Source organism: Actinomadura chokoriensis, assembly GCF_041463665.1.
Classification (GTDB): Bacteria; Actinomycetota; Actinomycetes; order Streptosporangiales; family Streptosporangiaceae; genus Spirillospora; species Spirillospora chokoriensis_A.
Genome location: NZ_JAXCEJ010000026.1, coordinates 73,228 through 98,461 on the forward strand (window position 1 = coordinate 73,228; position 25,234 = coordinate 98,461).

General features: G+C 69.9%; 22 protein-coding genes. 17 read left to right on the top strand and 5 right to left on the bottom strand.

From position 1 onward, the window contains the following. Positions 1-328: 328 nt before the first annotated feature. From SM418_RS31280 to SM418_RS31360, 17 genes are all read left to right on the top strand, one after another. The gene (locus SM418_RS31280; RefSeq protein WP_371944915.1) at positions 329-853 is read left to right on the top strand and encodes an ATP-binding protein; all 525 of its coding nucleotides are present in this window, start codon (positions 329-331) and stop codon (positions 851-853) included. 659 nt (positions 854-1,512) lie between these two features. Beyond that, entirely contained in the window at positions 1,513-1,779 is a 267-nt protein-coding gene (locus tag SM418_RS31285) for a hypothetical protein (protein ID WP_371944916.1), read from the top strand. Then, positions 1,730-2,302: a DUF6879 family protein gene (locus SM418_RS31290; RefSeq protein ID WP_371944917.1), complete on the top strand. Its 573-nt coding sequence runs from the start codon at positions 1,730-1,732 to the stop codon at positions 2,300-2,302. Before SM418_RS31285 ends, SM418_RS31290 begins: the two co-directional genes overlap by 50 nt. Positions 2,303-2,325: 23 nt before the next feature. Then, positions 2,326-3,183 (top strand): helix-turn-helix domain-containing protein, encoded by an 858-nt coding sequence (locus SM418_RS31295; protein ID WP_371944919.1) that lies wholly within the window; start codon positions 2,326-2,328, stop codon positions 3,181-3,183. A 162-nt stretch (positions 3,184-3,345) separates the two neighbouring features. Next, complete coding sequence (locus tag SM418_RS31300) at positions 3,346-3,519, top strand: FxLD family lanthipeptide (RefSeq protein ID WP_371944920.1); 174 nt, start codon at positions 3,346-3,348, stop codon at positions 3,517-3,519. A 211-nt stretch (positions 3,520-3,730) separates the two neighbouring features. Beyond that, a complete protein-coding gene (locus SM418_RS31305) occupies positions 3,731-6,688 on the top strand; it encodes a lantibiotic dehydratase (RefSeq protein ID WP_371944921.1) in 2,958 nt (985 codons plus the stop codon). Continuing rightward, positions 6,685-7,953 carry a lanthionine synthetase C family protein gene (locus SM418_RS31310; RefSeq protein WP_371944922.1) on the top strand — a complete coding sequence of 423 codons (1,269 nt, stop codon included), beginning with the start codon at positions 6,685-6,687 and terminating at the stop codon, positions 7,951-7,953. The genes SM418_RS31305 and SM418_RS31310 overlap by 4 nt, the downstream gene beginning before the upstream one ends. A 26-nt stretch (positions 7,954-7,979) precedes the next feature. Continuing rightward, complete coding sequence (gene fxlM, locus SM418_RS31315) at positions 7,980-10,097, top strand: methyltransferase, FxLD system (protein WP_371944923.1); 2,118 nt, start codon at positions 7,980-7,982, stop codon at positions 10,095-10,097. Positions 10,098-10,294: 197 nt separating this feature from the next. Next, on the top strand, positions 10,295-10,777 hold the full coding sequence (locus SM418_RS31320; protein ID WP_371944924.1) for a hypothetical protein: 483 nt from the start codon (positions 10,295-10,297) through the stop codon (positions 10,775-10,777). A 27-nt stretch (positions 10,778-10,804) separates the two neighbouring features. Beyond that, the gene (locus tag SM418_RS31325; protein WP_371944925.1) at positions 10,805-11,230 is read left to right on the top strand and encodes a hypothetical protein; all 426 of its coding nucleotides are present in this window, start codon (positions 10,805-10,807) and stop codon (positions 11,228-11,230) included. Between the two features lie 221 nt (positions 11,231-11,451). Next, the gene (locus SM418_RS31330) at positions 11,452-11,883 is read left to right on the top strand and encodes an ATP-binding protein (RefSeq protein WP_371944926.1); all 432 of its coding nucleotides are present in this window, start codon (positions 11,452-11,454) and stop codon (positions 11,881-11,883) included. An 808-nt stretch (positions 11,884-12,691) separates the two neighbouring features. Then, a complete protein-coding gene (locus SM418_RS31335) occupies positions 12,692-13,642 on the top strand; it encodes a MarR family transcriptional regulator (protein WP_371944927.1) in 951 nt (316 codons plus the stop codon). A 333-nt stretch (positions 13,643-13,975) separates the two neighbouring features. Beyond that, a complete protein-coding gene (locus SM418_RS31340) occupies positions 13,976-14,992 on the top strand; it encodes an AAA family ATPase (protein WP_371944928.1) in 1,017 nt (338 codons plus the stop codon). 70 nt (positions 14,993-15,062) lie between these two features. Beyond that, positions 15,063-16,901 carry a vWA domain-containing protein gene (locus tag SM418_RS31345; protein ID WP_371944929.1) on the top strand — a complete coding sequence of 613 codons (1,839 nt, stop codon included), beginning with the start codon at positions 15,063-15,065 and terminating at the stop codon, positions 16,899-16,901. 188 nt (positions 16,902-17,089) lie between these two features. Next, positions 17,090-17,464, top strand: a complete 375-nt coding sequence (locus tag SM418_RS31350; RefSeq protein WP_371944930.1) for a hypothetical protein — start codon at positions 17,090-17,092, stop codon at positions 17,462-17,464. Beyond that, positions 17,461-17,883, top strand: coding sequence for a hypothetical protein (locus SM418_RS31355; RefSeq protein ID WP_371944931.1), 423 nt, complete (start codon positions 17,461-17,463; stop codon positions 17,881-17,883). The genes SM418_RS31350 and SM418_RS31355 overlap by 4 nt, the downstream gene beginning before the upstream one ends. Before the next feature lie 24 nt (positions 17,884-17,907). After that, positions 17,908-18,312 (top strand): hypothetical protein, encoded by a 405-nt coding sequence (locus SM418_RS31360; protein WP_371944932.1) that lies wholly within the window; start codon positions 17,908-17,910, stop codon positions 18,310-18,312. A gap of 67 nt (positions 18,313-18,379) precedes the next feature. Here SM418_RS31360 and SM418_RS31365 read toward each other — a convergent pair whose 3' ends face one another. Genes SM418_RS31365 through SM418_RS31385 form a run of 5 tightly spaced genes read right to left on the bottom strand, consistent with a single transcriptional unit; the run spans position 18,380 to position 25,188 of the window. Further along, positions 18,380-18,991 (bottom strand): DUF2637 domain-containing protein, encoded by a 612-nt coding sequence (locus SM418_RS31365; RefSeq protein WP_371944934.1) that lies wholly within the window; start codon positions 18,989-18,991, stop codon positions 18,380-18,382. Next, positions 18,988-19,992 carry a C40 family peptidase gene (locus tag SM418_RS31370; protein ID WP_371944936.1) on the bottom strand — a complete coding sequence of 335 codons (1,005 nt, stop codon included), beginning with the start codon at positions 19,990-19,992 and terminating at the stop codon, positions 18,988-18,990. The genes SM418_RS31365 and SM418_RS31370 overlap by 4 nt, the downstream gene beginning before the upstream one ends. Further along, a complete protein-coding gene (locus SM418_RS31375) occupies positions 19,992-20,906 on the bottom strand; it encodes a replication-relaxation family protein (protein WP_371944938.1) in 915 nt (304 codons plus the stop codon). Before SM418_RS31375 ends, SM418_RS31370 begins: the two co-directional genes overlap by 1 nt. Further along, positions 20,903-23,425, bottom strand: coding sequence for a DUF8128 domain-containing protein (locus tag SM418_RS31380; protein WP_371944939.1), 2,523 nt, complete (start codon positions 23,423-23,425; stop codon positions 20,903-20,905). Before SM418_RS31380 ends, SM418_RS31375 begins: the two co-directional genes overlap by 4 nt. Beyond that, entirely contained in the window at positions 23,422-25,188 is a 1,767-nt protein-coding gene (locus tag SM418_RS31385; protein WP_371944941.1) for a VirB4 family type IV secretion system protein, read from the bottom strand. The genes SM418_RS31380 and SM418_RS31385 overlap by 4 nt, the downstream gene beginning before the upstream one ends. Positions 25,189-25,234 lie beyond the last annotated feature (46 nt).

A 25,234-nucleotide genomic window follows, 5' to 3' on the forward strand; every position in this document is an offset into this window, starting at 1 on the left:
GCTCGGGCTCGCTCGCGCCAGCGGCGTGCGCAGGACGGTGCATGCTCTCCTCGGGCCATTCGCTCTCCCCACCGTTCCGCCGAGGCCGGGTGCCAGTGGCCTTCAGCGTAGACGTCACCGATCGACCCGCACCCCCTCCTGACAAGCGCGTACGGCGGTCTGGTGGATCAGCCACGGGTTCGAAGTCGGTTTCCGTGTCTGTTCCACGGTTTCCGTGAATTCGTGGATTTCCCACGATTGGCGGCTTGCTGACTCTGCGTCACTGTTCTGACACTCAGACATGGTCACCGGGCTGCTAGGCAGCAAGAACCGTTCAGGAGGTGGGGTTGTGGCAGAGTCCTCCAGGCCCGAGCAGGAGGTGATGTCCGGACAGGCCGGCGGGCCCTTGATAGAAGGGAAGGAGTGTGCCGGGTTTCGGCTGGAAGCGCATGACCTTCCGGACGAACGGACCGCACGTCACGCCCGGGCCGCGGTCCGGGAAGTCCTGTGGAAGGCCGGCGCGAACGAGAGCGATGTGCATGACGCTGAGTTGGCCGTTGGCGAGCTTGCCGCCAACGCCGTCTCCTACGCCGCCGGGCCTTACGAGATCCGCTTCGTGATCGTCGCTGGGCGTCCGGCCTGGTGCGAGGTCGTCGACGGCGATGACGAGCTGTTCGGCATTCCGGAGATCTTCGAGAAGCTGCACCGGACCGAGACGTCGGACTGTGTTCCTCAGGAGGTACCACAGGACAACGGGCATGGCCTGGCCATCGTCCACCGGCTTTCGGGCGGCCGGTGCAAGGCATATCCCACGATCGTCTCCTCGACCGGACAGCCCGGCAAGGCCGTAGCGTTCGCGCTGCCGGGGCGTTGACCCCCGTGAGAAGGCATCACGTCCTCGGAGCCTGTGGCGAGCAGCTGCTCCTAGAGAATCAGTTCCCCCCGCGCGATCGATTCGACTTGGCGCGCGACCTGGTGGACAACCTCAGCGATGCGGGCCTGTGCGCCGTCAGCACATGGGAATGTTCACCGCCCACGGTCTCGGTGTCGGCCCGCCTCGTCGGTGCTGATCCGCGTGCCAACCAGACCGTCTGGTGTTTGCCGTGGCCCGGCAGGCACGCCCTGTACTGGCAGTGGAGGCGAAGGGCGTACCGCGATGGCGTCATCGTCGGGCACTGGTCAGAACCACTGTGCCCAGTCGCTGATACCCCGAGGGCCGCGGCCCACCTCATCGCGGCCGTCCGGCTTCTCCCCTACTCCGATCCGGCAACGGCCGCGATGAGACTTCCGGTGCGTTCACAAAATGCCGTCCGAAGCGATGGCCCGTCACCCATCTCTCACCGTAACTAATCCATCCGACTTTGGGTTTCGTGGCTTGAAGACCTCATCTTCCGCACTGCCCGCCCGCCTCTCGGGTGCTCCAGGACGGTTGAAAGATCCGTCCGCCCGGAGACTTGACGGTGGCCAGGGCGCGGACGAAGGTCGAGCAGGCGGTCGTCACCCTTGGTCACACTCGCGACGCTGGAGGCTGTCGTGCGACTAAGTTTCGTTGGTATCACGCCGGACACCCCGACCAATGAGTGCCCGGCCGTCTACGTCGATGAGGACACCGGCGACGTCTGGTTCCAGGGCGAGCAGGTCACCGACCCGCGAGCACTGGCCGAGGTCGACGGGCACAGCCCGATCGGCGAGCACGAGGTGGTAGTGAAACTGCCGCCGGTGATGAAGGACATCATCCTGGAGGCGATCAGTGGCACGTACGAGCGAGGGAGATGCGGGCCAGGCCGCCACGGCGAATGAGGAGACCGGGGCCCGCGTCCCCGAGTCGTTCACCTCTCTGCTGACGGGGTGCCGGTTCTCCGCCGTGCACTTGGAGCAGCGGGACGTCTACACCCCGGCCGATCCCGACTTCCTGCGGTGGCGGGACGGCGACCACTTCGACCCGATCGAGTGGGGACGCGACTGGATCGACCTCGTGAAGCCGTTGGTCGCCCGTGGCGTGTCAGTTCGCCGCGCCCGGATCGTCTCCGAGCCGGTCACCGACTACATCAGGTTCGAGTACGGGGTCACGCCGATGAACGTGGCCGCCGGTGAGCAGGTGCGGTGGCTGCCCCGCCGCCGAGCGCTCGATCTGGTCGTGCCACTGAACGACTACTGGGTGTTCGACGACCGGGTGGTGCAGTTCAACCATTTCGCCGGGGACGGCTCGTCGCTAAGGCAGCCTGACAACCGCGATGAGCCGGCCTTGGCGTCGCTGTGCGTGACGGCGTTCGAGTCGGTGTGGGAACGGGCGATCCCACACGAGGACTACAAGCCGGCCTGACCGAGACCACTGGACGTGCCACAGTGCCCCGCTCGCCCTCGTCGTCAGCCCAGGCTGCCCGGCAGGCGCTCGCCGATCAGCTGAGGGAGATCCGCAGCGAGGCGGGGCTGACCGCCAAGGCGCTCGCCGCCGGAGCCGGATGGGACCGGACGAAGGTCTCCCACATCGAGCACGCTCGCCGCTCCCCGTCCGCCGAGGACATCCGGACGTGGTGCCGCGTGTGCGGGGTCGACGACCAGGCCGGTGACCTGGTCGCGTTGTTGCGGACCGCCGAGGGCATGTGGGTCGAGTGGCGCCGAATGGAGCGCGCCGGGCTGAAGCGGGCGCAGGAGTCCGTCCTCCCATTGTTCGAGCGGACCCGCGTATTCCGGTCCTACTCGTCGTGGTTGCTGCCCGGCCTGCTCCAGACCGAGGACTACACCCGCGCCGTGCTGCGGGCGGTCCGGCGGCGCCGCGGGCTGATCGACGATGTCGAGGCGGCCATCGCCGTCCGCATGGAACGCAAGCAGCTCCTCCAACGGCCGGGACGCACGTTCGCGTTCCTGATCGAGGAGTCGGTGCTGCGCACGGGGGTCGGTGGCATGGACGTCATGCGGGATCAGCTCGTTCACCTTGCGGAAGCAGCCTCCCGGCCATCGGTGTCGCTGGGAATCGTCCCGATGAGGCCGGACCGCGAGATCCGCCCTGTCGAGGACTTCTGGATCTACGACGGCGAGCAGGTCAGCGTCGAGCTCGTCTCTGGCTACCTGACCATCATCAACCCGCGCGAGATAGCCATGTACGGGCAGGTCTTCGGTTCGCTGGCGGACAAGGCCGTCCATGGGGCGCGCGCCCGGCGGCTCCTTCAGAACGCCGTCGAATACCTGGATGACGAGAAGTGACCTGTCACATCTGGTCACACTCATCGCCTCGCCGATTCCACTGCTCATAACGTCGCACTGCACCGCCCCCTCGGTTCAGCGGTGGCTGGAGCAGCGACCAACGCTGAGCGCCAGTAGGGGGCGTTTGCCAACGAGCGCTCCAACGAACGGAAGGACCAGCAGATGAGCCACAGCACGATGGAGCCCCTCTCGTCCGCCGCGCAGACGGCGGACGAGGACCCGTTCGACCTGGACATCCGAGTCCTTGAGGTCGGCGACGCCGCTTCCCTGATCAACCTGACCGACGACGGATGCGGCAGCTCCTGCCCCAATGCCTGCGCCACCAACGTCGGCTGAAGCCGGCGAACGCCGCCGGGTGCTCGGGCCCTCGGTGGTACCTGGGCCCAGGCATTGACGTTCGGGGGGGAGGAAGAGGGGCACGATGGGTGGCCGGTTGTATCGATGCAGGAACTCGGCGTTCCTACGCGCCGCCGCGTTGGCGGACCTACCAGTGCCTGCGTGCCCTGACCTCTCTGGCGACACTCCGAAACACGTTGCCCAGTGGCTCATGTGGCTGCGGAATGTCTGGACTATCGACGCAGTCACCGACGCGATCGGCCATGCCAGCCCCGTGCTCGCGCGGGAAGTGCGAGCGATCTTCGCGGCGGAGGCTCCTGACGTCCGGCGGGTACGGCGGGCGGCGTCGTCTGTGTCTCGATACGTCCTGCGGATAACGGGCCGGGCCACCCCCTTCGGCCTGTTCGCCGGGGTGGCCCCGGCGTCGTTCGGCGAGAGGCTGATCTGGCGCTGGGGTGATCAGCACCGCGTGGTCGCACGCCCCAGCGGGGGCTGGCTGGCGGACGTGATCACGCAGTTGGAAGCGTGCCCGGAACTCTTCCTACGACTTCACGTGGTGACCAACGCCCTGTGTTCTCAACGCGGCGATCGATTGATCGTGCCGTATCCGCCTCGAAACCATGACCGGGACCGCTTGGCTACGGCCGAAATCTCGGTTCGACACACGACGGCGGTCCAGTTGGCCGTCGAAGCTGCCCGGTCGCCCATTCGCTGCGACGAGCTCGCCGCGAAGATCGTGGCCGGGTTCCCTTCATCGCCGTTGCCATCGATCGCCGGGATGCTCGCTGACCTGGCAAGACAGCACGTCCTGTTCACCAGCCTCCGCCCGCCGGCCACGGTTGCCGACGTGCTCGGGCATGTCATCGAGCAACTCGACGTCGCCGCGGTGGACGATATTCCGCAGGCAAGGGACCAGTTGGCTCGGCTGCGCCAAGTCCGGGGTGAACTCGCGCGACACAACGACACCGCCGAGCCTGCGATCAGGCGAGGTCGACGGACCGACGTCACGTACCGGATGAGGGAGATCAGTGCCGACCCCGCCCAGCCGATCGCCTTGGACCTGCATCTCGACAGCCACCTCGTTCTACCTCGCCACGTCGCACGCGAGGCCGAATCCGCGGCTTCAACGCTCGCCCAGCTGACCGCCCATCCGCTCGGAACACAGGCATGGCAGACCTACCACACCCGTTTCTTCGAGCGTTATGGCATCGGCACGCTCGTCCCCGTTCTGGAATTGGTGAATCCGGATGTTGGGCTCGGGCTCCCGGCTGGATACCTGGGTGCTGCGGCCCAGCCCCGTCCGCGAGTCTCCAAACGTGATGAGCGGATGATGGCGCTGGCCCAGGCCGCCGTCCTCGATGGGCATGACGAGGTCGTCCTGGACGAGAGGGCACTCGAACAGCTCACGCCGAACGAAGCGTCACAGTGGCCGGCTCACCTGGAGATGTACTTCCAGTTGCGGGCGGCATCGGTGACAGCGGCAAACGACGGTGACTTCTCCCTCGCCGTCACTGGAGTCTCCCGTGGCGCGGCCACCATGATCGGCCGGTTCATCGGCACGCTCAGCCGCGCCGATCAAGCACCTGTGAGAAGCGCGTTCGAGAAGCTTCCAACGCAGGAGGCCGATGCGCTCCCGGTCCAGCTCTCCTTCGCTCCGCTCGACGACAGCGCTGCGAATGTCAGCCGTGTCCCCGAGTTGCTGCCCTACGTCATCAGCCTGGGCGAGCACTCGGCGGGGGCCAGTACTCCGATTCCAGTGAACGACCTTGCGGTCGGCTGCGACGGCGAACGGCTCTACCTGACCTCCATGAGCCTAGGGCGGCTTGTCGAACCGGTGGTGCCGCACGCTCTCGACCTACGAGCACACACTCCGCCGATCGTCCGTTTCCTGGCGGAGATCAGCAGGGCACAGACCGCCGTCGTCACCAGGTTCGACTGGGGCTCGGCCGGTTGCCTGCCGTTCCTGCCACGGATTCGTTACCGACGCACGATCCTCTCGCCGGCACGCTGGATCCTTGATGCGGCAGATCTCCCCGCGGAAGAAGTTGCTTGGCCGCAGTGGGAAGCCGCCTTCCAACGGTGGAGCACCCGTCGACGGCTCCCTCACGCGGTTCTGCTGGTGCAAGGAGATCGTCGGCTGCCGTTGAACCTCGATGACCGAGGCCAACTCGCACTGCTCCGTGCCAACCTGCGGGCCGTGAGGAGGGTTCTCCTCGAAGAGGCAGCAGAATCCGATGCCCATGGATGGTGCGACGGACGCGTCCACGAGATCGTCGTTGAACTGAGGACCACCGGCGCCCCGAAGAAGCGCCAGCCCGTCGGCGTTCAGGTGGCCGGGCGTGGTGATGGGCATACGGCCGGAGCGTCGTCCTGGTTGTTCACCAAGTTGTACGTGTCTCCAGACTGCCAGTCCGAACTGATGGCTCGGCACGTCCCTGCACTGGTTGCTGCTTGGGATGAGCAGCCCGGCTGGTGGTTCGTCCGCTACCACGCCCCTGAGCCGCATGTTCGTCTCCGGATCGCCTTGTCCGACTCATCGGAGTTCGGGTCGGCTGCCGCCCGTGTCGGTAAGTGGGCGCAGCAACTTCGACGTCTGGGCCTTCTGCGTGACGTCGAGTTCGCCACCTACTACCCCGAGACCGGACGTTGGGGAGGCGGGCCCCTGATGGCCGCAGCAGAGGCCGTGTTCGGCGCCGACTCGCACGCCGTCACAACCCAACTCAGCGAACCCTCCGGAGCCCACCCTCAAGCGCTCACGGCAGCCCAGTTCCTGGCGATGGCCATCGCTTTCACGGGCAGTGCAGAACTCGGGGTGTCGTGGGTCGCCCGGCACGCGACGGCCAAGGCACCCATACCGATATCTCGCGACGTCCTGCAAGAAGCCGTGCGCCTGGCCGATCCGACGGACGATTGGGCTGGGGTGCGTGCACTCCCCGGCGGTCGAGCCATCGTGAGCTCATGGCGATCTCGTGACCGGGCACTGGCCGCCTACAGGACTCTTCTCCACGAGGCCGAGAGTGTCGATCCTGACATGGTCCTCGCTTCATTGCTGCACGCCCACCACATGCGAGCCGTTGGGCTCGACCCCGACGACGAACGCACCTCGCTCCGGCTTGCTCACGCCGCAGCCCGAGCGTGGACAGCTCGCCGCGCGAGGGGACGAAGATGACGCCGCTCAACAGTGAGGCGGCCCGAGCCGCAGCCGATGGCATCGCCGAGCGGCTCTCCTCACCATCTCTGGTGAGCGCGATGGGCCTGCGTGGCGGGTGGTGGCCTCAGTCCCTCGCCGTCGGTGCGGCTGGTGTCGCATTGCTGCACATCGAACGCGCCTGTGCGGGGCTGGGCTCGTGGCAGCGGGTGCATGAATGGCTCACGGCCGCGGTCGCCGATGGTGTCGGCGCGGGCGAAGGCTCCCATTTGCACTATGGAGCGCCGGCGGTCGCGTTCGCCCTGCATGCGGCCGGTGGCGAACGCGGCAGGTATGCCCGGGCCTTGGAGACCCTCGATCGTCACATCGCCGCTGAAACGCGCCACCGCTTGGTCGTCGCACACGCTCGCATGGATGTCGGCCGGCTTCCCGCTCTGGCCGAATTCGATGCCATCCGCGGTCTGACCGGTATCGGCGGGTACCTGCGGCAGCGCGATCCGGAGGGCCAACTGCTCAGCGAGATCCTGACCTACCTCGTTCGGCTCACGGAGCCCGTCAACGATCACAACGAGTTGCTGCCCGGCTGGTGGACCGCCCTCGCGCCCTCGGGACGTCTCTCTACCGAGTTCCCGGGCGGCCACGCGAACACCGGCATGGCGCACGGAATCACCGGCCCACTCGCGTTACTGGCGCTGACCATGAGAGATCGCACGGTCGTGGATGGACAGGCCGAAGCCATCATCCGTATCTGCGCCTGGCTCGACCGATGGCGCCAAGACGACCACTCCGGCTCCTGGTGGCCCTACTGGGTCACTCGTGCGCAGGTGAGTGGTGCCCAGCCGACTCCGTCGAGGCCATCGCGTCCATCCTGGTGCTACGGAACGGCGGGGGTAGCGCGGGCACAACAGTTGGCGGCCTTGGCCATCGGTGACCTCGCGCGGCAGGAGACAGCTGAACGCGCCATGGTCGGCGCGCTTACCCAACCACTGCAGCTTGCGGCCATAGCCGATGCGTCGCTGTGCCATGGCCATGCGGGCCTGTTCCACATAACGGACCGTTGCGCCGCCGACGCGATTACCCCCATGACGAGATTCCAGCCGTCGCTGCTGCAAGCGCTGATCGAAGACGGCACCGATGCGGAACAACTCGCCGCGGCACTCCTTCGGCCACCCGGTGGATGCTTCGGATTCCTCGAAGGCGCCGCAGGCGTCGCCCTCGCCCTCCACACCGCATCCTCGGGCTTGCCGCCAGTCTCCGGCTGGGACTCATGCCTACTGATCGCCTGAGCAGGGCCATCGAGGAAGGAAAGGCCATGGACACCGGCGACTGGCCGCAGGTCATCATCGACTTCCCCGACTGGCGCTCGGCCGAGTCCACTGTGGTAGACGTCCTGCGCCCTGCGCTGACCAGCGCAGAAGAGCACGGCCTGATCCGCTGCTGGTTCTTCATCCGCAAAGCGCCGTCCTGGCGAGTTCGCTATCTCCCCGCTGACGATTCCGTCCTGCCGTACCTCACCGACATCCTTAACCGCGCGACGTTGGAGGGGCGGCTCTCCGGCTGGAGCATGGGCATCTACGAGCCTGAATCCGTCGCGTTCGGCGGCGACGCAGGCATGCGAGTCGCCCACGAACTGTTCCATCACGACAGCCGCCATGTCCTCACGCACCTGGCTCGACCGTCGGCCGACCGGGCTTTGGGGTGTCGCGAACTGGGCGTTCTGCTGTGCAGCGTGCTGATGCGCGCCGCCGGACAAGACTGGTACGAGCAAGGAGACGTCTGGAGACGCGTCGTCTGGCAACGTCCCTACCAGCTCGACCGCTCCCCGCCCCCGCAAGTGAGGACGGCCGTGCACAAGCTCATGACCGTCGACGTCGGACAGGGCAGCGACCTCGTCAACGGCGGTCCTCTCGCCGACATCGCGCCCTGGATCGCGGTCTTCGAGCAGGCAGGGCAACGACTGGCCGAACTCGCCGGGTGTGGAGTACTCGAACGTGGGCTGCGGGCCGTCCTGACCCACCACGTGATCTTCCAGTGGAACCGCCTTGGCCTGCTCTACATCGATCAGCACACCCTGGCCATACTGACAAGCGAGGTAGTCATGGGAACCCTGCACGACGGCGCGTCAACACTGGGCACGGACGGCGACGACCCTAGTGTCCCCGAGGTGGACACCCAGACCGACCGAAGGCCGGACCTGACCGAGACCGCGACCCGCCTGCGGAACGTCCTGGTTGACGAACTGCGCGACGGCGGGACGGTGCGCAGCGAGCGGGTCGAGGCCGCCCTCCGCGCTGTACCCCGGCACGCGTTCGTTCCTGGCGTTCCGCTTGAGCAGGCATACGCCGACGATGCCGTCTACACCAAGTGGGATGCCTCCGGCGTCTCGATCAGCGCCGCGTCTCAGCCGACGGTTGTCGGGATGATGCTCGAACAGCTCCAGCTGGAACCCGGTCAGCGCGTCCTCGAACTGGGGACCGGTACGGGATACAACGCCGCCCTCCTCGCGCACCTGGTAGGGGACGAAGGTCACGTCACCACGATCGACGTTGACGACGACATCGTCACCGGCGCCCGGAACGCCCTCATCGCCGCCGGGACCAAGAACGTCCAGGTCCTCCTCGCCGACGGCGCGCTCGGCCACCCCGAAGGGGCACCCTATGAACGGATCATCGCCACGGTCGGAGCGGGGGACCTGCCCCTGCCGTGGATGGACCAGCTCGCACCCGGCGGTCGACTCGTCGTCCCGCTGCGGTTGCGCGGCGGCGTATCCCGTTCGATCGCCTTCGACCACGGCAGCGACGGCCGGTGGCTGAGCCGCAACAGCCTGCTGTGCGCGTTCATGCCTCTGCGAGGCATCGCCGATGACGCACGCCGCATCATCCCTCTGACCGCCGACGGAAAGGTGTGGCTTCACGCCAACCGGGAGCAGACCGTGGAGGAGTCGTTGCTGAACGGCGTCCTGGCGACCCCGAGCAGCGAGGTGTGGACGGGCGTGCTCTTCAGGATGGACGAATCATTCGAGTGGCTCGACCTCTGGCTCACGTGCGTCATGGACAACGCGTTGAGCCGGATGCCGGTCGAGCGGGCGGCCGTCGACGCAGGCATGGTCCGTCCCCAGTTCGGCTGGGGCGCTATGGCAGTGACCGACAGGGGTGACCTCGCCTATCTCACCCTCCGCCCCCACGGTCCGGACGACGTAAGCGGTAACCGCCGGATGTACGAGGTCGGAGTGATCGGTCACGGCCCGAGCGGAGGCGCCCTGGCAGGCCGTATCGCGGACGCCATCGGCACCTGGGATGCGGACTACCGATTCCGGCCCGTCGAGTTCGAGATCGAGCCGGCTGAAGCGACGCCACCCACGATCGAACCGATGCCTGGCAGGTTCATCTTCGAGCGTCCGAATACACGCCTCACCATCACCTGGCAATGACTCCCGCTCTGAGTCGGGGTGCACGGGCGTTCCCTCTCGTTGCCCGCCCAAGGCCAGCGTGCCGGCCGCTCGAGGAACGCGTTCGGGAGGTCACGGGCTTCGCGCGGACCGCAGTCGAAGCGGCCACCGCCACGGATCGGCTCGCGGCGGCTGCGGCAGCACAGAACCGGGCGGCCCTGATCGCCAGCGACTGCGGCATGCCCGAACTCGCCGGTTCCCTGTGCCGACAGCAGTTCGAGCTGTTCACGAGTGCTCAGCCGTTGACCGCGCGAACGGCGAGATACGCGCTGGAACCCCTTGTCAACCTCTCCAGGCTACTCATGCGTGCTGGAGATCCGGAAGCAGCCTGCAATCAGCTCGAAGAGCTGTATCGGGCCGTCCGGTCAAGGGAATCCGCAAGGATCGACGGTCGGGAGCTCCCGCTCGGCGAACTGATCGGCTCTGGGCGTGAGCATCGCGACCTGTGCCGGTGGTTATGGGCCGTCGTGCTCTCCGATGGCGTCCGCGCCCTGGTCACAGCGGGCAGATGGCGGCAAGCAACTGCATTCGCGCAGCAGTATCGGGGCGTCGGCCGCAGGCTCCTGGACGGACGGCAGGCCACGATCATCGCCCAAGCGCTTGCCGGGGACCCGGAGGAAGCCTTAGCGACCGTAGAACAAAGCACCGCTTCGGAGGCGTGAGAACGGGCCGTGGCCGGGTGCTTGGCCATGCTCTGCCTGCGCGCCGCCGGACAAGCGCCGAGAAATGCGGAAACGACTCCGGTCGAGGAGTACTTGGCTCTGAAGCCGAATCCGGAACTTGCGACCTTCCGTATCCGGGTTGCCCTTACCGCAGTCTGCTTCTCCGGTGTCGATGGTCCCGATGACGGTCACTCAATACTCAATCGGATCGTTAGCGAGGTTCTGGACGTCGAAGACGGCTACGTGGCGCGAGACCTCCTTCGAAATTCGGACCTCAGGGGAAGGCTCATCGCAGCCCAACAGGCGCATCTTGTGTCGACTGTGCAGTCTGCCGGCCTGGGAAAGGGGGTCATGCCAGAACCACTGAGCACTGAACTGCTCGCGGCGGCCGAAGAGAGTCGGTATGCTGCGGCAGAACTACTCCATAGGCTCCCAGTCGCCGAGCTTTCCTGAGTAGGCACCGCACCCTCTCGTTCACTGGAGCTGTCCCACGGAACCAGTTGCAGTAGTCGACACTTGACCCGGTGTAAGAGGTGCCCATTAATGGGTGCTGTCAATTGCGCCGTTCGGTTGCGCCATGGTCTTCGGCGCAACCGAAGAAGGGAAACGGGAAAGTGAAAAACGGAACCTGGGGCTTGTGCTCACCCGGTGAATGGCTGTGGGGTTCGGAGCCGATGCGGTGGCGTCGGGTCTATCCGGGCCGGGCGGATCAGGTGCCGGTGGCGCGGGTGTTCGCGGCGACGCTGTTCGAGGGGACCGGGCGTGAGGAGGATGTGGCGGTGGTGGTCGCGGAGCTGACGACCAACGCGGTCCGGCACTCGCGGTCGGGGGGCGAGCGGGGCTGGTTCGGCCTGGAGGTCACACTGGCCGATATCGCCTACATCGCGGTCACCGACCTGGGCGGGGGCTGCGTGCCCACGATCCGGTCGGAGGCGCCGGGGTGTGAGCCGCGTGTGGGCGGCTACGGCCTGCTCACGGTGTCCAAGCTGGCCTTGACGACGGGCGTGCACGGCAGTGCCGAGGACGGCTTCACCGTGTGGGCCGACATGGACCTGCGCCGCCACACCCGGAACAGCCCGGAGCAGCAGGTGACGCTGGTGTCGTAAGGAGGGCCCAGCCTGGGCTTAGCAGGCTGGCCCCTCAAAGGGCAGCGTAGAAGAAGACTGCCTGCGGCGGAAGGCTCCGTCCGCGGGCCCACACCATGGGTCTACGGACGGGGCCAACGCGCGTCTGTACCGGTTTGGTGCCTTTTATCTGGTAAGCGCTCGACGTTGGCGCCCATCGCCTTTCGGTCTTCTGTCCGGGGTTCTTGTCAGTCTTCTTTTCGGGGTTCTGTCTATGAACAGAAGGTGCTGCTTGCGGCGTCTGGGCAGGTCGCAGGGGGTGGTGCATATTCTGTTCGCGGAGCCGACTCGTCACCAGGACGACCCCTGGTAATAGCTCGTGATGTGGGTTCTGGTTTTCCTTTGACCTCTGCCCATATCCTCCGGCTGGTTAGCCCCTCCCTCCGCCATCGATACATCGCGTGCAGGCCGGCCTGCTGGCCGGCCTGCTCAGCGTGGAGCCGTTCATGCCGGTGGCGTGAGGTCGCGTCGCCCGGCGACTCGATGAGGCGCGAAACGCCTCATGCGAGACCCTGTCGTCCCGCGAATCGCGCCTTTGGTTGAACGGGCCTCCGGAAAAGGTGCACGCGCCGGACGAGGTGCCGTGTGTGAATTGGTGCAAATCTGCTTTGCCGTCGGGTGGGTTTAGTGGGTGCGGGCGGGATTGGTTAGGTTGTTCAGCGGTTGAGGTGACTAAAAATGTGGCCGAAGGTGCTTGCCTGGTGGTGCGGCATCGAGAAATGGTCGAGCTCCCGATGAACGGGAACGGCGCCGGAAATCCGGTCGCCGGTCACATCGAATGGGAGTCAAAATGGCCGCGAAGAAAATCGCCGGAAATAGTGCCGCCGGGAACGGCATCACGGGGGCCGAGAACGCCGGAAACGGCGCCGCCGCTGCCCGGGGTGGGGCGCGCCCGTCCGGGGCGGCTGGGGCCGTGTGGGACGCGCTGACGGGTAACCCGGGTGCGACCGTGACCGCGCTGGCCGAGGCGTCGGGTGTCAGCCGCGCCACTGTCACGCGGACGCTGACCACCCTGGAGGGCGATGGGCGCGCCGTGCGGACGCGCGGTGGGCGGGATGGCGGGAAGCGCCAGCCCGACACCTGGCACCCGGCCACGGCCACCGCCGACGACACCCCGGCCACCGACCACACGCCGGACGCGTCCGCCCCGGACGCGCCGACCGGTGACGCGGACGCCACCACCGGCGCGCTGACCGCCGACGGCATTGTCACCGGTGAGGACGTGCCGACCGGCACGGACACCGCCCCCACCGGTGACGCGGACGCCACCGAACCCACGGACGCGGGGGACGTGAGGGCGGGGATGGACGCGGCGGCGGTGGCCGAGGCGCGGGACGCGCTGACCGCCCTGCGCGACGCGATCGGGGCGGCGTTGACCGCGCTGGACGCCGGGGACGGTGCGGCGGCGCTGTCGGTGGCCGAGGAGGGCGTCTACACCGGTTCGGGGTTGGTGCGGCGGCTGGTGCGCGCCGCCGCCAACGGGCGCCCCCGCACCGCGTCGGGCGCGCCGCGTTCGGCGCCGGGTGAGATGCGCGCGAAGGTCGCCGCGCACCTGACCGCCCACCGGGGCGCGGCGTTCACCCCGCACGAGATCGCCAAGGTGATCGGGCACTCGGCGGGGGCTGTGTCCAACGCCCTGGACCGCCTGACCGATGCCGGTGACGCCGAACTGCTGTGCGACCGGCCCCGCCGGTTCACCGCCGCCACCGCCGCCGGTCCTGCCGAGCGCGCCGCACGCTGACCGCCCGCACCGACCGCCACCGGGGGCGGGGGCCACCCGCGCCACCCGCACCCGTCCCCGGTGTCCCGACCACCGCATACGCCAAGGAGCCATGCCATGACCACCGTTCCCACCACACCGACCACCACCCCGACCGCGACCGCGCCGACCTGCAGCGCCTCGGGCACGAGCCCGGCCGTCCCTGTGCCTGGTGGCACCGGTCGCCTAGGACAAGGGGAACTACGCCGCAGGGTCGCTGCGATCCTGGTTGACAGCCCGAGGGCAGCGTTCACGCCGGGTGAGATCGCCCGGAGCCTGGGTCGGTCGGCCGGTGCGGTCGGTAACGCGCTGACGGTGCTGGCCGACCGTGGGCAGGCCGAGCTGGTGGGCACTGGTCCGCGCCGGTACCGGGCCACCGCGACTACCGGCGACGCCCTCAACGGCGGTCCGCCCGCCGCCCGGACCGCGCGCCCCGCCACCGCCGCCGCGCCGAAGGCCGCGCCCGCGCTGACGCCGGGCGCGTCCGGTGCCTCGGGGACGTCCGGGAAGGGCACCGGGAAGGGTGGGAAGGCGCCGGTGGGGCCGGTGGTGCGGCCCAACGGTCAGACCTACCACCCGCGCCGGTTGGCGGACCTGCCGGACGTGGCGGCGTTGCGGCGGCTGCGGGAGGCGTCCATCCCGGCCCTGTTGTACGGGCCGCCGGGGACCGGGAAGACGTCCCTGGTCGAGGCGGCGTTCCCGGACCTGATCACCGTTGCCGGGGACGGTGACACCGCCGTCGCCGATTTCGTCGGTGAGTACACCCAGGCGCCCGGCGGCGGTTACGAGTTCGTGTACGGGCCGCTGATCACCGCGATGACCGAGGGCCGGACGCTGCTCATCGATGACGCCACCCTCATCTCGCCGAAGGTCCTGGCCGTGGTGTACCCGGCGATGGACGGGCGGCGGCAGATCACCGTCAAGGCGCACAAGGGCGAGACGATCAACGCTGCCGAGGGGTTCTATGTGGTCGCCGGGCACAACCCCGGCGTACACGGCGCCGTACTCACCGAGGCCCTGGCCTCACGGTTCGCCGCGCAAATCCGGGTGTCGACCGACTACGACCTGGCCCGCACGCTGAACATCGAACCGCGCGCCGTCCGCATCGCGCGCAACCTTGCCCGGCGTCTGGAAGCGGGCGAGATCGGGTGGGCGCCGCAACTGCGCGAACTGATCGCCTTCCAAAAGGTGTCCGGTGTTCTGGGCCCCGAGGCGGCGGTGGCCAACCTTCTCGGGATCGCGCCCGAAGAGGACCGCGACGTGGTCGCCGAGGTCGTGTCCTCCGTCTACGGGCGCGCCGTCGCGCCGCTGGCCCTCGGCCAGCAGATCTAACCCGCACCCGCACGCCCCGCACTCGCACATCGCCGCACCCGCGACCGCACGCACCCGTACGGAGGAACCCATGGCAACGCACGTCATCCCGACACCCGCCGCCCCGCCCGCCGCGCCGTCTGGTACCGGACCGGCCACCACCGCGCCCGCACCGGCACCGGTGGCTGGGCTGGGCGGGGAGTGGCTGCGGTTGTCGGCGGCGTTCACCGATGCCGTTACCGATCTCACCGACCGCGAAGACCTCACCGTGCGGTGCGCCCCCGGGCTGGGGCGGGGCGCGCCCGGTTGTTTCGTCCCGTCGCTGGCCACCATCGAACTGGACGGCGTCCACCTGCGGCAGGATCCGGCCATGTGTGACCCGTCCTGGCCCGCCGACCGGGACCGCTACCCGGCGATGTGGGGTGTGCTGACGCATGAGGCCGCGCACGCCACCCACACCCGCTGGGCGGTCCCGCACGGCGCGCCCGCCGCCGCAGCCGAAGCTGCGATGGCGCTGGAGGAGTCGCGGATCGAGGTCGCGCAGGTCCGCCGCCGCCCCGCCGACCGCCGCTGGATACGGGCGTGCGTTACTCACCTCGTCCTAGCTGACTTCACCACCCCGCCCACCACCGCATCCGCCCCGTCCGGCGCCCCGTCGGGTAGCGCACCAGCCGCCCCGCCGGTGACGACGCCGAACGCGGCGATGACGCCGTGGAACGCCGGACGCGCCGCCGCGCTGATCCTGGCCCGCACCGACGCCGGGATCCTTGAACCGGCCGAAACCAAGCCTCTGGCCGAGGCCGTTCTCGACGTCCTGGGCCCGACCCGGTTGAGTGCGTTGGCCGCGTTGTGGCACCTGGCGCACGCCACCGCAGACGACGACACCGAGGCGATGATGGACCTGGGGCGGCGCTGGTGCCGGATCCTGGGCGTCAACCCCGACCGGCCCGTCCCGCCCCCGCCGCCCGGAACGCCGGGCGCCTCGGGCGACCCGTCCCCGCTGGCCGACGCGCTCGGCGCCACCATGGCGGCCGTCCACGCGTCCGCCGCCCAACCCGCCACCGGCGCGCCCGGCCCAGACCCCGCGCAGCGCCGACGGGAGGAGAAGGACGCCCGAGACACCGCCGACCGAGCCGCACGCCGGGTGTTCGGTGCCAGCACCGCTCCGACCAGGGCACGCGGACGGACCGCGATCACCGGCACCCGCCCGCCCAACCCCGGCGAGCAGGCCGCCGCCCGCCGCCTGGCCCGCCGGTTGCGCGCCGCCGCGCACCGCGACCGCGTCACCACCACCCACACCTCACCCACCCCGCCCGGACGGCTGTCCATGCGCGGCGCGCTGGCCGCCGATGCCCAGCGCGCCGCCGGGACCGTCCCGACCGCCGAACCGTTCACCCGCGCCACCCGCCGCCACGTGCCCGCGCCGCCGCTGCGGGTCGGCATCGCCTGCGACGTGTCCGGATCCATGCTCACCCTGGCCGCGCCGGTGGCGTCAGCGGCGTGGATCCTGGCCCGCGCCGCCGGACACATCCCCGACGCCGCCTCGGCCACCGTCATCTTCGGCGCCAACGTCCGCCCGATCGTCCGCCCCGGGCACACCCCGAACACCGTGACCGAGTTCGCCGCACGCGACCCACGCGAAGACTTCGTCCAGGCCGTCGATGCCCTCGACTCCGCCCTCGACCTCGCCCGCCCCGGCGCCGCTCGCCTGCTCGTCATCGTCTCCGACGGCATCTTCAAAGACGACCAGCTCACCGACGGGCAAAAGCGCATCGACCGGCTCACCGCCGCCGGGTGCGGCGTGCTGTGGCTGTCGATGTCCACGAAAACCCGCGCCATGAAAGGCGCGCACCTGGTCACCCTGACCGACCCCGCCGCAGCCGCCGACGCCATCGGCGCCGCCGCCGCACGCGCCCTGAGCACCGCCTGACCATCCCGCCTGGTGCGCCCCCGCGAACGGGGCGCACCAGGCCGTTACCGGCCCTACCGGGCCCGCACGGCGGCGCCCGCCACCCGCTACCAGGCCGCTCCGCGACCATCCCGGCGGGTGGACCGCGCGGGGTGCCGCAAGCCCAAAGAAGTCCCCAACCCGGCAAGGAGAGACCGACCGTGAACCGCATGGAGTCCTACATTCGTGACCGCCACGACAACGCTCACCCGCGTTGCGAGGCAGAGGCGAAGACGCTCGCCGGCCTCGACGAAGGAGAACAGATCGCCACCGAGGTCGCCGCTGTCGCCGTCGCCCGCGCCACTCCATGCAGGTGGGACGAGCCGGTCACCGGCATCGACCACGAGGGCCTGGACCCCGCCGAGGCGCTGTGGCGCGCCCGTGACACCGCACCCCGCGCGCTGACCGACCACACCATCCCGCGCCCCGCCGACCCGTTCGCCCAAGGCTTCGCCGTCGCCTTCATCGAGGCCGCCCGCACCTTCTACCGCGACACCACCCGCCTGGACGTCCTCACCATCCACACCGAAAGGCCCAACTCATGAACCACCTTTCACCGACCGTGCCCCAGCCCGAGGTCACCGGCACCTGCCTGATCTTCGAGTTGTGCGCCCTCATCGACGCCACCGCCAAACTCGATGAGAAACCACGTGACCGGCTGCAGGCCATGCACGAGGTGGTCGCGGTCGCCTACCGCGTCGCCGAGGCGGCCGGGCCGATCCTGGACAGCGAGGCCGCACTGCTCACCGCCCTGCGGGACGCGGCCGCCGCCCGCCCACCGATCCCCGACTCGTGCCCCGGCTGCCAGAAGACGAACGGTGCCCGGTGCGGGCACCACGCCTGCGGCACCGGCGTCGCCGAGACCTACCACGAACTCGGCCACGCCCTCAGCGGCCCCATCTACACCGACCCCGCCAACAACCCGACGCCCCAGGCACCGGCAGCAGCCGACCGCCAACGCTGAAACAGCCCGGTGAAAGGAGTCTCGATGTATCGCACGATCCGTATCGACGATGAGGTCCGCGCCTTTCTAGAAGGCCACAGGAGGTATCGCGGTGAATCCCCCAACCAGGTCCTGCGCCGTATATACGGCCTCGACCCCGACCCTGGCCCGGGTCACACCGGTTCGGGTAGCACCGGCCCGACGCCGACGGTCACCCAGCGCGCCGTCCTGGACGCGCTGGCCATCGGTGCCGCGATGACCGCCGCCCAGATCACGGCCGCGGCCGTGATCAGCCCGGCCGCCACCGGCAAGGCGCTGCGGCACCTGGAACAGGCAGGCAAAGTCCACCGCGATCGCGTGTCCGGCAACGCCACCCGCCGCTGGTACGACCAATGGCGGATCACCTACGCCAACCGTGACCCGGACCAGACCCAACCGGCCACCAGCTGAGGACCACCAGCCCAGGACGGCCTCCACCCAAGAGGGTCGCCTCGCCCTGCCCCGTCCGAGCACGCGTTCAGGACGGGGCAGGGCCCCGGGGGGCGGTGATGATCTGTTTGACCTTGCGGCGGTCGATGCCGTACTTCTCGGCCAGATAGCGCTGGGAGACCGGACGGCCCGGCCCGTGCAGGCTCGCGCGGTACTCGGCCAAGACCGCCTGCTCGACAGGCTGCACCAGACTGGCGCAGTCCGCGCCGGGCTGCTCCAGCCCGGCTCCCCGGCCCCCGGGCGCCGTCGCCGAGCGGGTCGCCCCGCGACGGGTGAGGGTCATCAACAACTCGAACGAGCCGACCAAAGCCAGCGCGGGCCAGGCACTGACCAGCGCCCCGATGGGACCGTGCGCGGCGCCGTGCGCCACGTTGGCGCCGACCGTTGCGCAGACGCCCGCAGCCAGGCTCCACCCGGGCAACGCCGGAACCGGCCGGTCGCGGCGGGTGGCGTCCAGGATCACCATCGACGCCGCCCAGATCAGCCCGTCCACGGTGAACGGAACCAGCCGGGCCGTCGTGCCGGTCTCGCCGTGGGAACGGACCAAGTCGAGCATGTGCGCGTAGGAGATCAGCGCGGCGACGGTCGCGACCGCCACCACCGCGAGCGCGGTGGTGACTTTGATGACGAGCTCGGTCATCGGCCAGATCCTCTCGCCGTCGTCTCTTCTCCCCGGTGTGCGGTGGGTCGGGTGAAGCCAAGCAGGGTCGAGCGGCGGTAGGACTGGACCTGGACGACGGTGCCGGTGTGCGGCGCGGCGATCATCTTCCCGCCGCCGATGACCAAACCGACATGCCCGGGGTTGCGGGTGGTGGTGCCGGGACCGGAGTTGAAGAACACCAGGTCACCAGGCTGCTCCTGGCCGTTGGGGACACGCGGGCCGTGCCGCCATTGCGCGCCGGACACGCGCGGGATCCCGATCCCGGCGGCGCGGTAGGCGGCGTAGGTCAGGCCGGAGCAGTCGAAGGCGCGCGGCCCGGTCGCGCCCCACACGTACGGTTTGCCGAGTTGAGCGCGGGCGTAGGCGATCGCCTTGGCAGCGGACTGGCTGGGAGGCAACGCCGGAAAGCCGCTGGCGCATCCTGCCCCCGCCGTGGTGCTGGCCGCCTCTTGCTGGCCAGTCCCGCCTCGGGCGTAGGCGCGGGCTTGTTTGAGGACCTTGTCCACGTAGGCGCGCGAGTGGTTGTACTGGAACAGCGCGGCCCGGGTTCGCCGGGGCGCGCCACCGTGCCGGAGGTAGCGTGCGGCGGCGGGGATCGCATCAGCGGGGTCGTAGACGTCCCTGCGTCCGTCGTGGTCGCCGTCGACGCCGAACGCCTTCCAGGTCTCGGCGAGGAATTGCATGGGCCCGGCTGCCCCGGCATGGTTGCGGCCCGAGGAGATCCCGGCGCCGGGACCGCGCCCGTGATCGGACTCCAACTTCCCGACGGCGGCCAAGAGGTGCCAGCCGATCCCGTACTCCCTGCCGGCCTTGAGATAGAGGTTCAGGTAGGCGGGCGGGATGTCGCCGGTGGACGCGCCGGCAGCGGGCTGGCACGCCGCGGACCCGGTCCCGGGCCCGGGGGTGACCGCGCCGAGGACGGCGACGAGCACGGCGACCAGGCCGAGCAGTGCAGCGGCGGCCCCGATCACCAGCGGCATCAGCGGGCGTCCGACTCGTGCCGGGGGGCGGTGCCCCAGAAGTCGGCGAGGTCGGCGAGCCGGAACCTGCGGCCGGCGGTCGAGGCAGGCTGCCACACCGGGCCGGCCGGCCCGTCGGTTGAGGCGGCGGGGGTGTGGACAGCGGTGGCGACTGGGACCTCGGGTGTGCCGAGGAGACGGCGGAGGTTGGCCTCGCGTTTGGGTGAGGGGAGCCAGAACAGGACGGGTGTGGTGGTGCCGGTGGCTTCGGCGAGGTCGGCGTAGCCGCCGAGTTTGCCGGCGACGCGGGCGAGGGTTTCGGTGCCGGTGTCGTGTTCGAGGAAGAAGTCCAGTGTCCGCGGTATCGCGTCGGTGCGGGGTTCGGTCCAGCGGCCGAAGGCGTCCGGGCGGGCCAGGTCACCCCACAGGGCTGCGCAGCGCTGCTCTGACCACCACTGCACCAGTGCGGTGCCGTTGCCGCAGTGGCGGGCGTGCGCGTGCAGGTCCACGAAGAAGTCATTGACGCCGGTCTGGTGGGTGAGAAGGGGTGAGACGGCGATGGCGGTGGCGGTGTCCTGCCGGTACCCGAACCCGGTGACGGTCTGGCCGTGCTCGACGGCCAGGACGTGCGCGCCGGTGGGGCCGAGGACCCAGTGCCAGGGTTTGGAGCCGACGGGTGTCCAGGGTCGGAACCGCAGGAGAGCGTGGTGGTTGTACAGCTGGTTGAGGCGCTGCCGGGCCCTTTCTGGGGTGGGGAAGAACAGGCGGGTGAGTTGCCCGGTGGTCAGGACGCGGTGCTCCCAGACCAGGGCCAGTAGGTTCCGGTCGCGGACGGTCAGCCGGTAGGCCAGTTCCGCGACCGTCTCGGCGGACACACGTGGTGCGCGGATCTGGGTTCCGCGGAGCCGTGTACGGGTCGAGTGCGGCCTGGTCATCGCTGTTCTTCCTCTGCGGGCAGTACGCCATCGGCGTTCATGGCGGTTGGCCCATCCGGCCCTTCGGCGGATGTGGATGGTGTGCGCGGAGGGGTGTCCAGGTCCCGCAGTCCGATGCCGGGGATCGAACGTGGGGTGCGTTGGGGTGTGAAGCGCTCGCGTGATGCGCGACGGACGGCGCTGGCCCGTCCGGGGATGGGTTCGGGCAGCGGGCGGGTGCGGAAGGTGAAGGGCGGAGTGGGGGTGTTGCCGTCCATGAGGCGGGCGGCGGCTTGGTAGGCGCCCAGGTGGGACAGGTCGTGCGGCGCCAGCAGCGGTGCGGTGTGGCGGGACAGGTCGGTGGCGTCTTCGGGGGAGGCGGCGAAGTAGATCTTGTTGCGGGCGTCGGCGGAGACGGCTTCGCGCAGGTCTTTGGGGAGCTGGGACAGGTGCTGGTGGGCGAGGGTGAGGCTGAACCGGTAGGCGCGCGCTTCGGCGAGGATGTCGGAGATGGAGCCGGGCAGGTTGAGGAAGTTGTGGGCCTCGTCGATGTAGGCGGCCGTGTCCGGCCGTTCGTGCTCGGCCTGGGTGGCGCGCGGGGTGATGGCCTGCCACGTCTGCGCCAGCAGCAGCGATCCGAACAGGCGGACGGCGTCCTCGCCGAGCACGCCCTTGGGGAGGCGGGCCAGGATGAGGCCGCCGGAGGCGAGCGTTGAGGCGAGGTCGACGGTGGAGGCGCCTCCCGACAGGGTGTCGCGGATGAAGGGGCGCAGCAGGACGGCGCGGAGTTTGTTCATGACCGGGCTGATCACCGAGGCGCGTGCGGCGGGGGTGAGTTCGTCGTAGGAGGCCCAGAACCCTTGCAGGAGTTCGTCGGTGAGGCGTGCGGTGGCGCGGGCGCGGTAGGCGGTGTCGATGAGGAGTTTGGGGATGTCGCCGAGGGTGGCGCGGGTGCCGTTGACGCGGGTCAGGGTGAGGCAGGCCGAGCGGAGCAGGTCGTCCAGGCGCGGTCCCCAGGCGGAGGTGAAGCAGCGGCGGAAGGTGGTGACGATCGACTCGGCCGCGAACGCCGCGTCATGCCCGGCGAGCACGTTCAGGCACGGAGGTCGGCCCGGCGCGGCGGGGTCGAACACGACGGTCTGGCCGATGGCGCGATCGGGGAGGCGTTGCAGGACGTCGGCGATCAGGTCGCCTTTGGGGTCGATGACCAGCGCACCGCGCCCTGCGGCGGCGTCGGACAGGATGAGGTTGGCCAGGAAGGTGGACTTGCCGACTCCGGTCTGGCCGAGGACGTGCAGGTGCTGGCGGGCACCCGCCACCGTCAACCCGACAGGGCGCGGTGCACCGGCGTCGGAGTCACCGAGGAGCCGGATGCCGGGGCCGGAGACGGGGATGGCGGGTGAGGGCGCGACCGGTCGGGCGCCGGCGCGGGTGACGCCGGGCGCGGCCAGGTCGTGGGGCAGGTGCGCGATCGCAGCGAGTTCGGCGACCGACAGCAGGTAGCCGCGGTCCAGACGACGCTCGGCCAGCTGCGCGGCGGGGTGGTGGAGTCGGCGGCGGCGCAGGTACTGGTGGCCAGAGCTGAACAACGCGAACGTGGACGCGGTTTCGTGGGCGTGTGCGCGCAGCCACCCGGCTGCGGCTTGGTCGGGGTGGCGGGTGGCGACGCCGTAGCGGATCTGGACCTCGAAGCGGGGTTGGGCGGCTTTTCCGAGGACGGCGCGGACCTGTTCAGCGCGTTCGGGGTGCTGGCGGGTGAGTTCGCCCGGGTTGTGGTGCCCCGACATGCCGGGGGTGACCAGGTCGAACAGGAAGCTCTGGGGTGCGGTGGAGCGGCCCCCGCGCAGCGCCGATGCCGCCCGGTGGGCCTTGCCGAGGCGACGGCCGGTGGCGGGGCGGGCCAGGATCTGCACAGCCAGGTGTTCGCCTTCGGTCAACCCGGAGGCGGTACCCAGCAGCCCCCGCAGCGGGTCGGCGTCATGGTCGCTGGTGAGCGGGAAATGCTCGGGCCGGGCCAGCACCAGCCGTCCGCCCGCCGCCTTGTAGCCCTCGTCGAGGGGGAGCGGTGGCGCGGCGGGGTGGGTGGTGAGAGTCGCGCCGGGCCAGGACGCCCGGACGGTCTTCTCCACGATTCCAGGCGGGATGGTGCCGGGCACCCAGATGTGGAAGCGGACCCCGTTGTGATCGGCGCGGTACTCAAAGGCCAGGTGCGGCTGCCCGAAGACCAGCCGCTTCCAGCGCGGGTGGGTGAGGCCGATGAGGCGGGCCCACCAGGCGGCGGCGCTGGCCGGCTCCACCTTCGGTGGCACCGCTACCTCGATCAACCGGGCTCCTGGGGTGAGCCTGCTGTTGCGCCAGTCCCACAGCACCCAGCGGACACTGCTCCAGGCGGCGGCAGCACCGAGAACACTCAGCGCGGCGATGGGACCGTATTCGGTGGCGGTGTCGATGAGACGGTGCGGGGTGTGGCCGAGGTCGGAGAGGAGCCCGTAGAGGCCCGTGCCTTCGGCGGCGCTCTGGAGCAGAGTGGTGCGGGTCATCGGTGGTCGGCCTCCGTGTCTGTGGCTGCGGTGGCGTCGTCGCGCTGAGCGCGGTCGGCGAGTTCGGCGGGGTCGGTGGTGACGAGCTGGTGTTCGTGGCCGCTGGCGACGGCGGTGAACGCGGCCCGGTCGGATCCGGCGCCGGTTCCGCACAGCAGGCCGTGGCCGCGGTCGGCCGCGAGCAGGAAGGTCTTCTCGCCGTCGGTGAGGTCGAAGGCGTCGGCGATCTGGTCGATGGCCTGGGGTGCTTGGCGGAGCAGGATCTGGGTGGCGGAGTTGGCGATCACCGCCCGCCCCAGATCCGAACCGAGCAGGTCCCCGGCGTCCTGGGTGACGACGGCGAGGCCGGTCCAGTGCTTGCGGGCTGACTTGGCCAGCCGGTACAGGAACCGGGCGCCCTCGTCGTCGCGCATGAGCGTCCATGCCTCGTCGACCACGACCAGGCGGCGGCGCCGGTCGTCGGGGTTGGCGACGGTTCGCCAGATGGCGTCCAGGGCGAGGAGCATCCCGACTGGGCGGACCTCGTCGGGTAGGTCCCGCAGCGAGAACACCACCAGGTGCCCGGTCGGGCGGGTGGTGGTCGGCCCGGCGAACAGGCCCCGATACGAGCCTGCGGTGTACGGGGCGAGCCGCGCTGACAGATCAGCCGCCGTGCCCGCCTCCGGCGTCTGCGACGCGGCGATCGCGTCGAGCTGGGCGGTGAGGTCGGCCAGGACGGGGGCGGGACGGGCCCAGGTGCGGGGGTCGGAGCTGATGCCGCGGGCACGGTAGGTGGCCAGGATCGCGCGGTCCAGTACGGCCCGTGCCGCCGGTGTGAGCGGTTGGGTCAGCATCGCGCCAATGAGGGTCTGCAGGAACAGTGCCCGCCGGATGAGGGTGTCCTCGCCCTGCTCCTCGGGGAGGTCGAAGGGGTTGAAGCAGACGCCGGGCGCCCCGAGTGCGATGTGGGTGCCGGCGACGTGGTCGCACAGCTGCCGGTACTCGTCTTCGGGGTCGATGACGGCGACGTGCACGTCCTGGTACAGCAGCCGCAGGGTTTCGAGTTTGGTGAAGTAGGACTTGCCGGCCCCCGAGCGGGCGAGGGTGACGGAGTTGTAGTTGTCCTGGGCGAACCGGTCCCACACCACCACTCCCGAGGAGTAGGCGTTCAGCCCGTACAGCACCGGGGTGTCACCCAGCACCGGCTGCAGGTCCGGTGAGGTGAAGGGGAACGCGGCGGCGAGCGCGGCGGTGTCGAACACCCGCCGCGCCCGCACACTGTCGTGCGCGAGCGGGAGGGTGGAGGTCCAGCCCTGCAGGGCGCGGAAGGTGGTGGGCTGGGCGTCCAGCAGCAGCGAAGCGGCCAGCGCCCGCACCCGCTGCACCTCACCCTCCAGCACACCCGCGTCCGGGGCGTGCAGGGTCAGATACAACCCCACCCGGAACAGGCGCCCGTGGCCGCGGGCCAGCGAAGCGGCGAGTTCGGCGGCGTCATCGGCCGCGGCCTCGGCGGCGAAGTCGGCCAGCCGTCCCCGCTGCGCATCCGCGCGTGACGCCGACTCCAGGCGGGCGAGCTGGCGGCGGAGCCGCTGCGCGGCGATCAGCGGCGGGATCGGGTCGATGTGCAGGGACACGTCGAGGCGGCCGGGATAGGTGAGCAGCGGCTCCAGCCAACCAGCCCCGACCTCCCGCGGATACCCGGTCACCGCGAACGACGCACACACACCGCCGGGCAAGTCCAGCGACCGGGCGTTGACGCGCAGCGCCGACGGCCCCAACCCCAACTCGGCGAGACCACCTTCAGGACCGTCTTCTGCGAGCCCAGCGCCG

What these genes read in the sequence shown, in the direction of transcription:
- SM418_RS31355 (WP_371944931.1), top strand. Translation starts at nt 17,461, where the DNA reads ATGAACCACCTTTCACCGACCGTGCCCCAGCCCGAGGTCACCGGCACC.
- SM418_RS31375 (WP_371944938.1), bottom strand. Translation starts at nt 20,906, where the DNA reads ATGACCAGGCCGCACTCGACCCGTACACGGCTCCGCGGAACCCAGATC.
- SM418_RS31360 (WP_371944932.1), top strand. Translation starts at nt 17,908, where the DNA reads ATGTATCGCACGATCCGTATCGACGATGAGGTCCGCGCCTTTCTAGAA.
- SM418_RS31325 (WP_371944925.1), top strand. Translation starts at nt 10,805, where the DNA reads ATGCTCTGCCTGCGCGCCGCCGGACAAGCGCCGAGAAATGCGGAAACG.
- fxlM (WP_371944923.1), top strand. Translation starts at nt 7,980, where the DNA reads ATGGACACCGGCGACTGGCCGCAGGTCATCATCGACTTCCCCGACTGG.
- SM418_RS31305 (WP_371944921.1), top strand. Translation starts at nt 3,731, where the DNA reads ATGTGGCTGCGGAATGTCTGGACTATCGACGCAGTCACCGACGCGATC.
- SM418_RS31345 (WP_371944929.1), top strand. Translation starts at nt 15,063, where the DNA reads ATGGCAACGCACGTCATCCCGACACCCGCCGCCCCGCCCGCCGCGCCG.
- SM418_RS31380 (WP_371944939.1), bottom strand. Translation starts at nt 23,425, where the DNA reads ATGACCCGCACCACTCTGCTCCAGAGCGCCGCCGAAGGCACGGGCCTC.
- SM418_RS31365 (WP_371944934.1), bottom strand. Translation starts at nt 18,991, where the DNA reads ATGACCGAGCTCGTCATCAAAGTCACCACCGCGCTCGCGGTGGTGGCG.
- SM418_RS31320 (WP_371944924.1), top strand. Translation starts at nt 10,295, where the DNA reads ATGCCCGAACTCGCCGGTTCCCTGTGCCGACAGCAGTTCGAGCTGTTC.
- SM418_RS31330 (WP_371944926.1), top strand. Translation starts at nt 11,452, where the DNA reads ATGCGGTGGCGTCGGGTCTATCCGGGCCGGGCGGATCAGGTGCCGGTG.
- SM418_RS31335 (WP_371944927.1), top strand. Translation starts at nt 12,692, where the DNA reads ATGGCCGCGAAGAAAATCGCCGGAAATAGTGCCGCCGGGAACGGCATC.
- SM418_RS31310 (WP_371944922.1), top strand. Translation starts at nt 6,685, where the DNA reads ATGACGCCGCTCAACAGTGAGGCGGCCCGAGCCGCAGCCGATGGCATC.
- SM418_RS31350 (WP_371944930.1), top strand. Translation starts at nt 17,090, where the DNA reads ATGGAGTCCTACATTCGTGACCGCCACGACAACGCTCACCCGCGTTGC.
- SM418_RS31300 (WP_371944920.1), top strand. Translation starts at nt 3,346, where the DNA reads ATGAGCCACAGCACGATGGAGCCCCTCTCGTCCGCCGCGCAGACGGCG.
- SM418_RS31370 (WP_371944936.1), bottom strand. Translation starts at nt 19,992, where the DNA reads ATGCCGCTGGTGATCGGGGCCGCCGCTGCACTGCTCGGCCTGGTCGCC.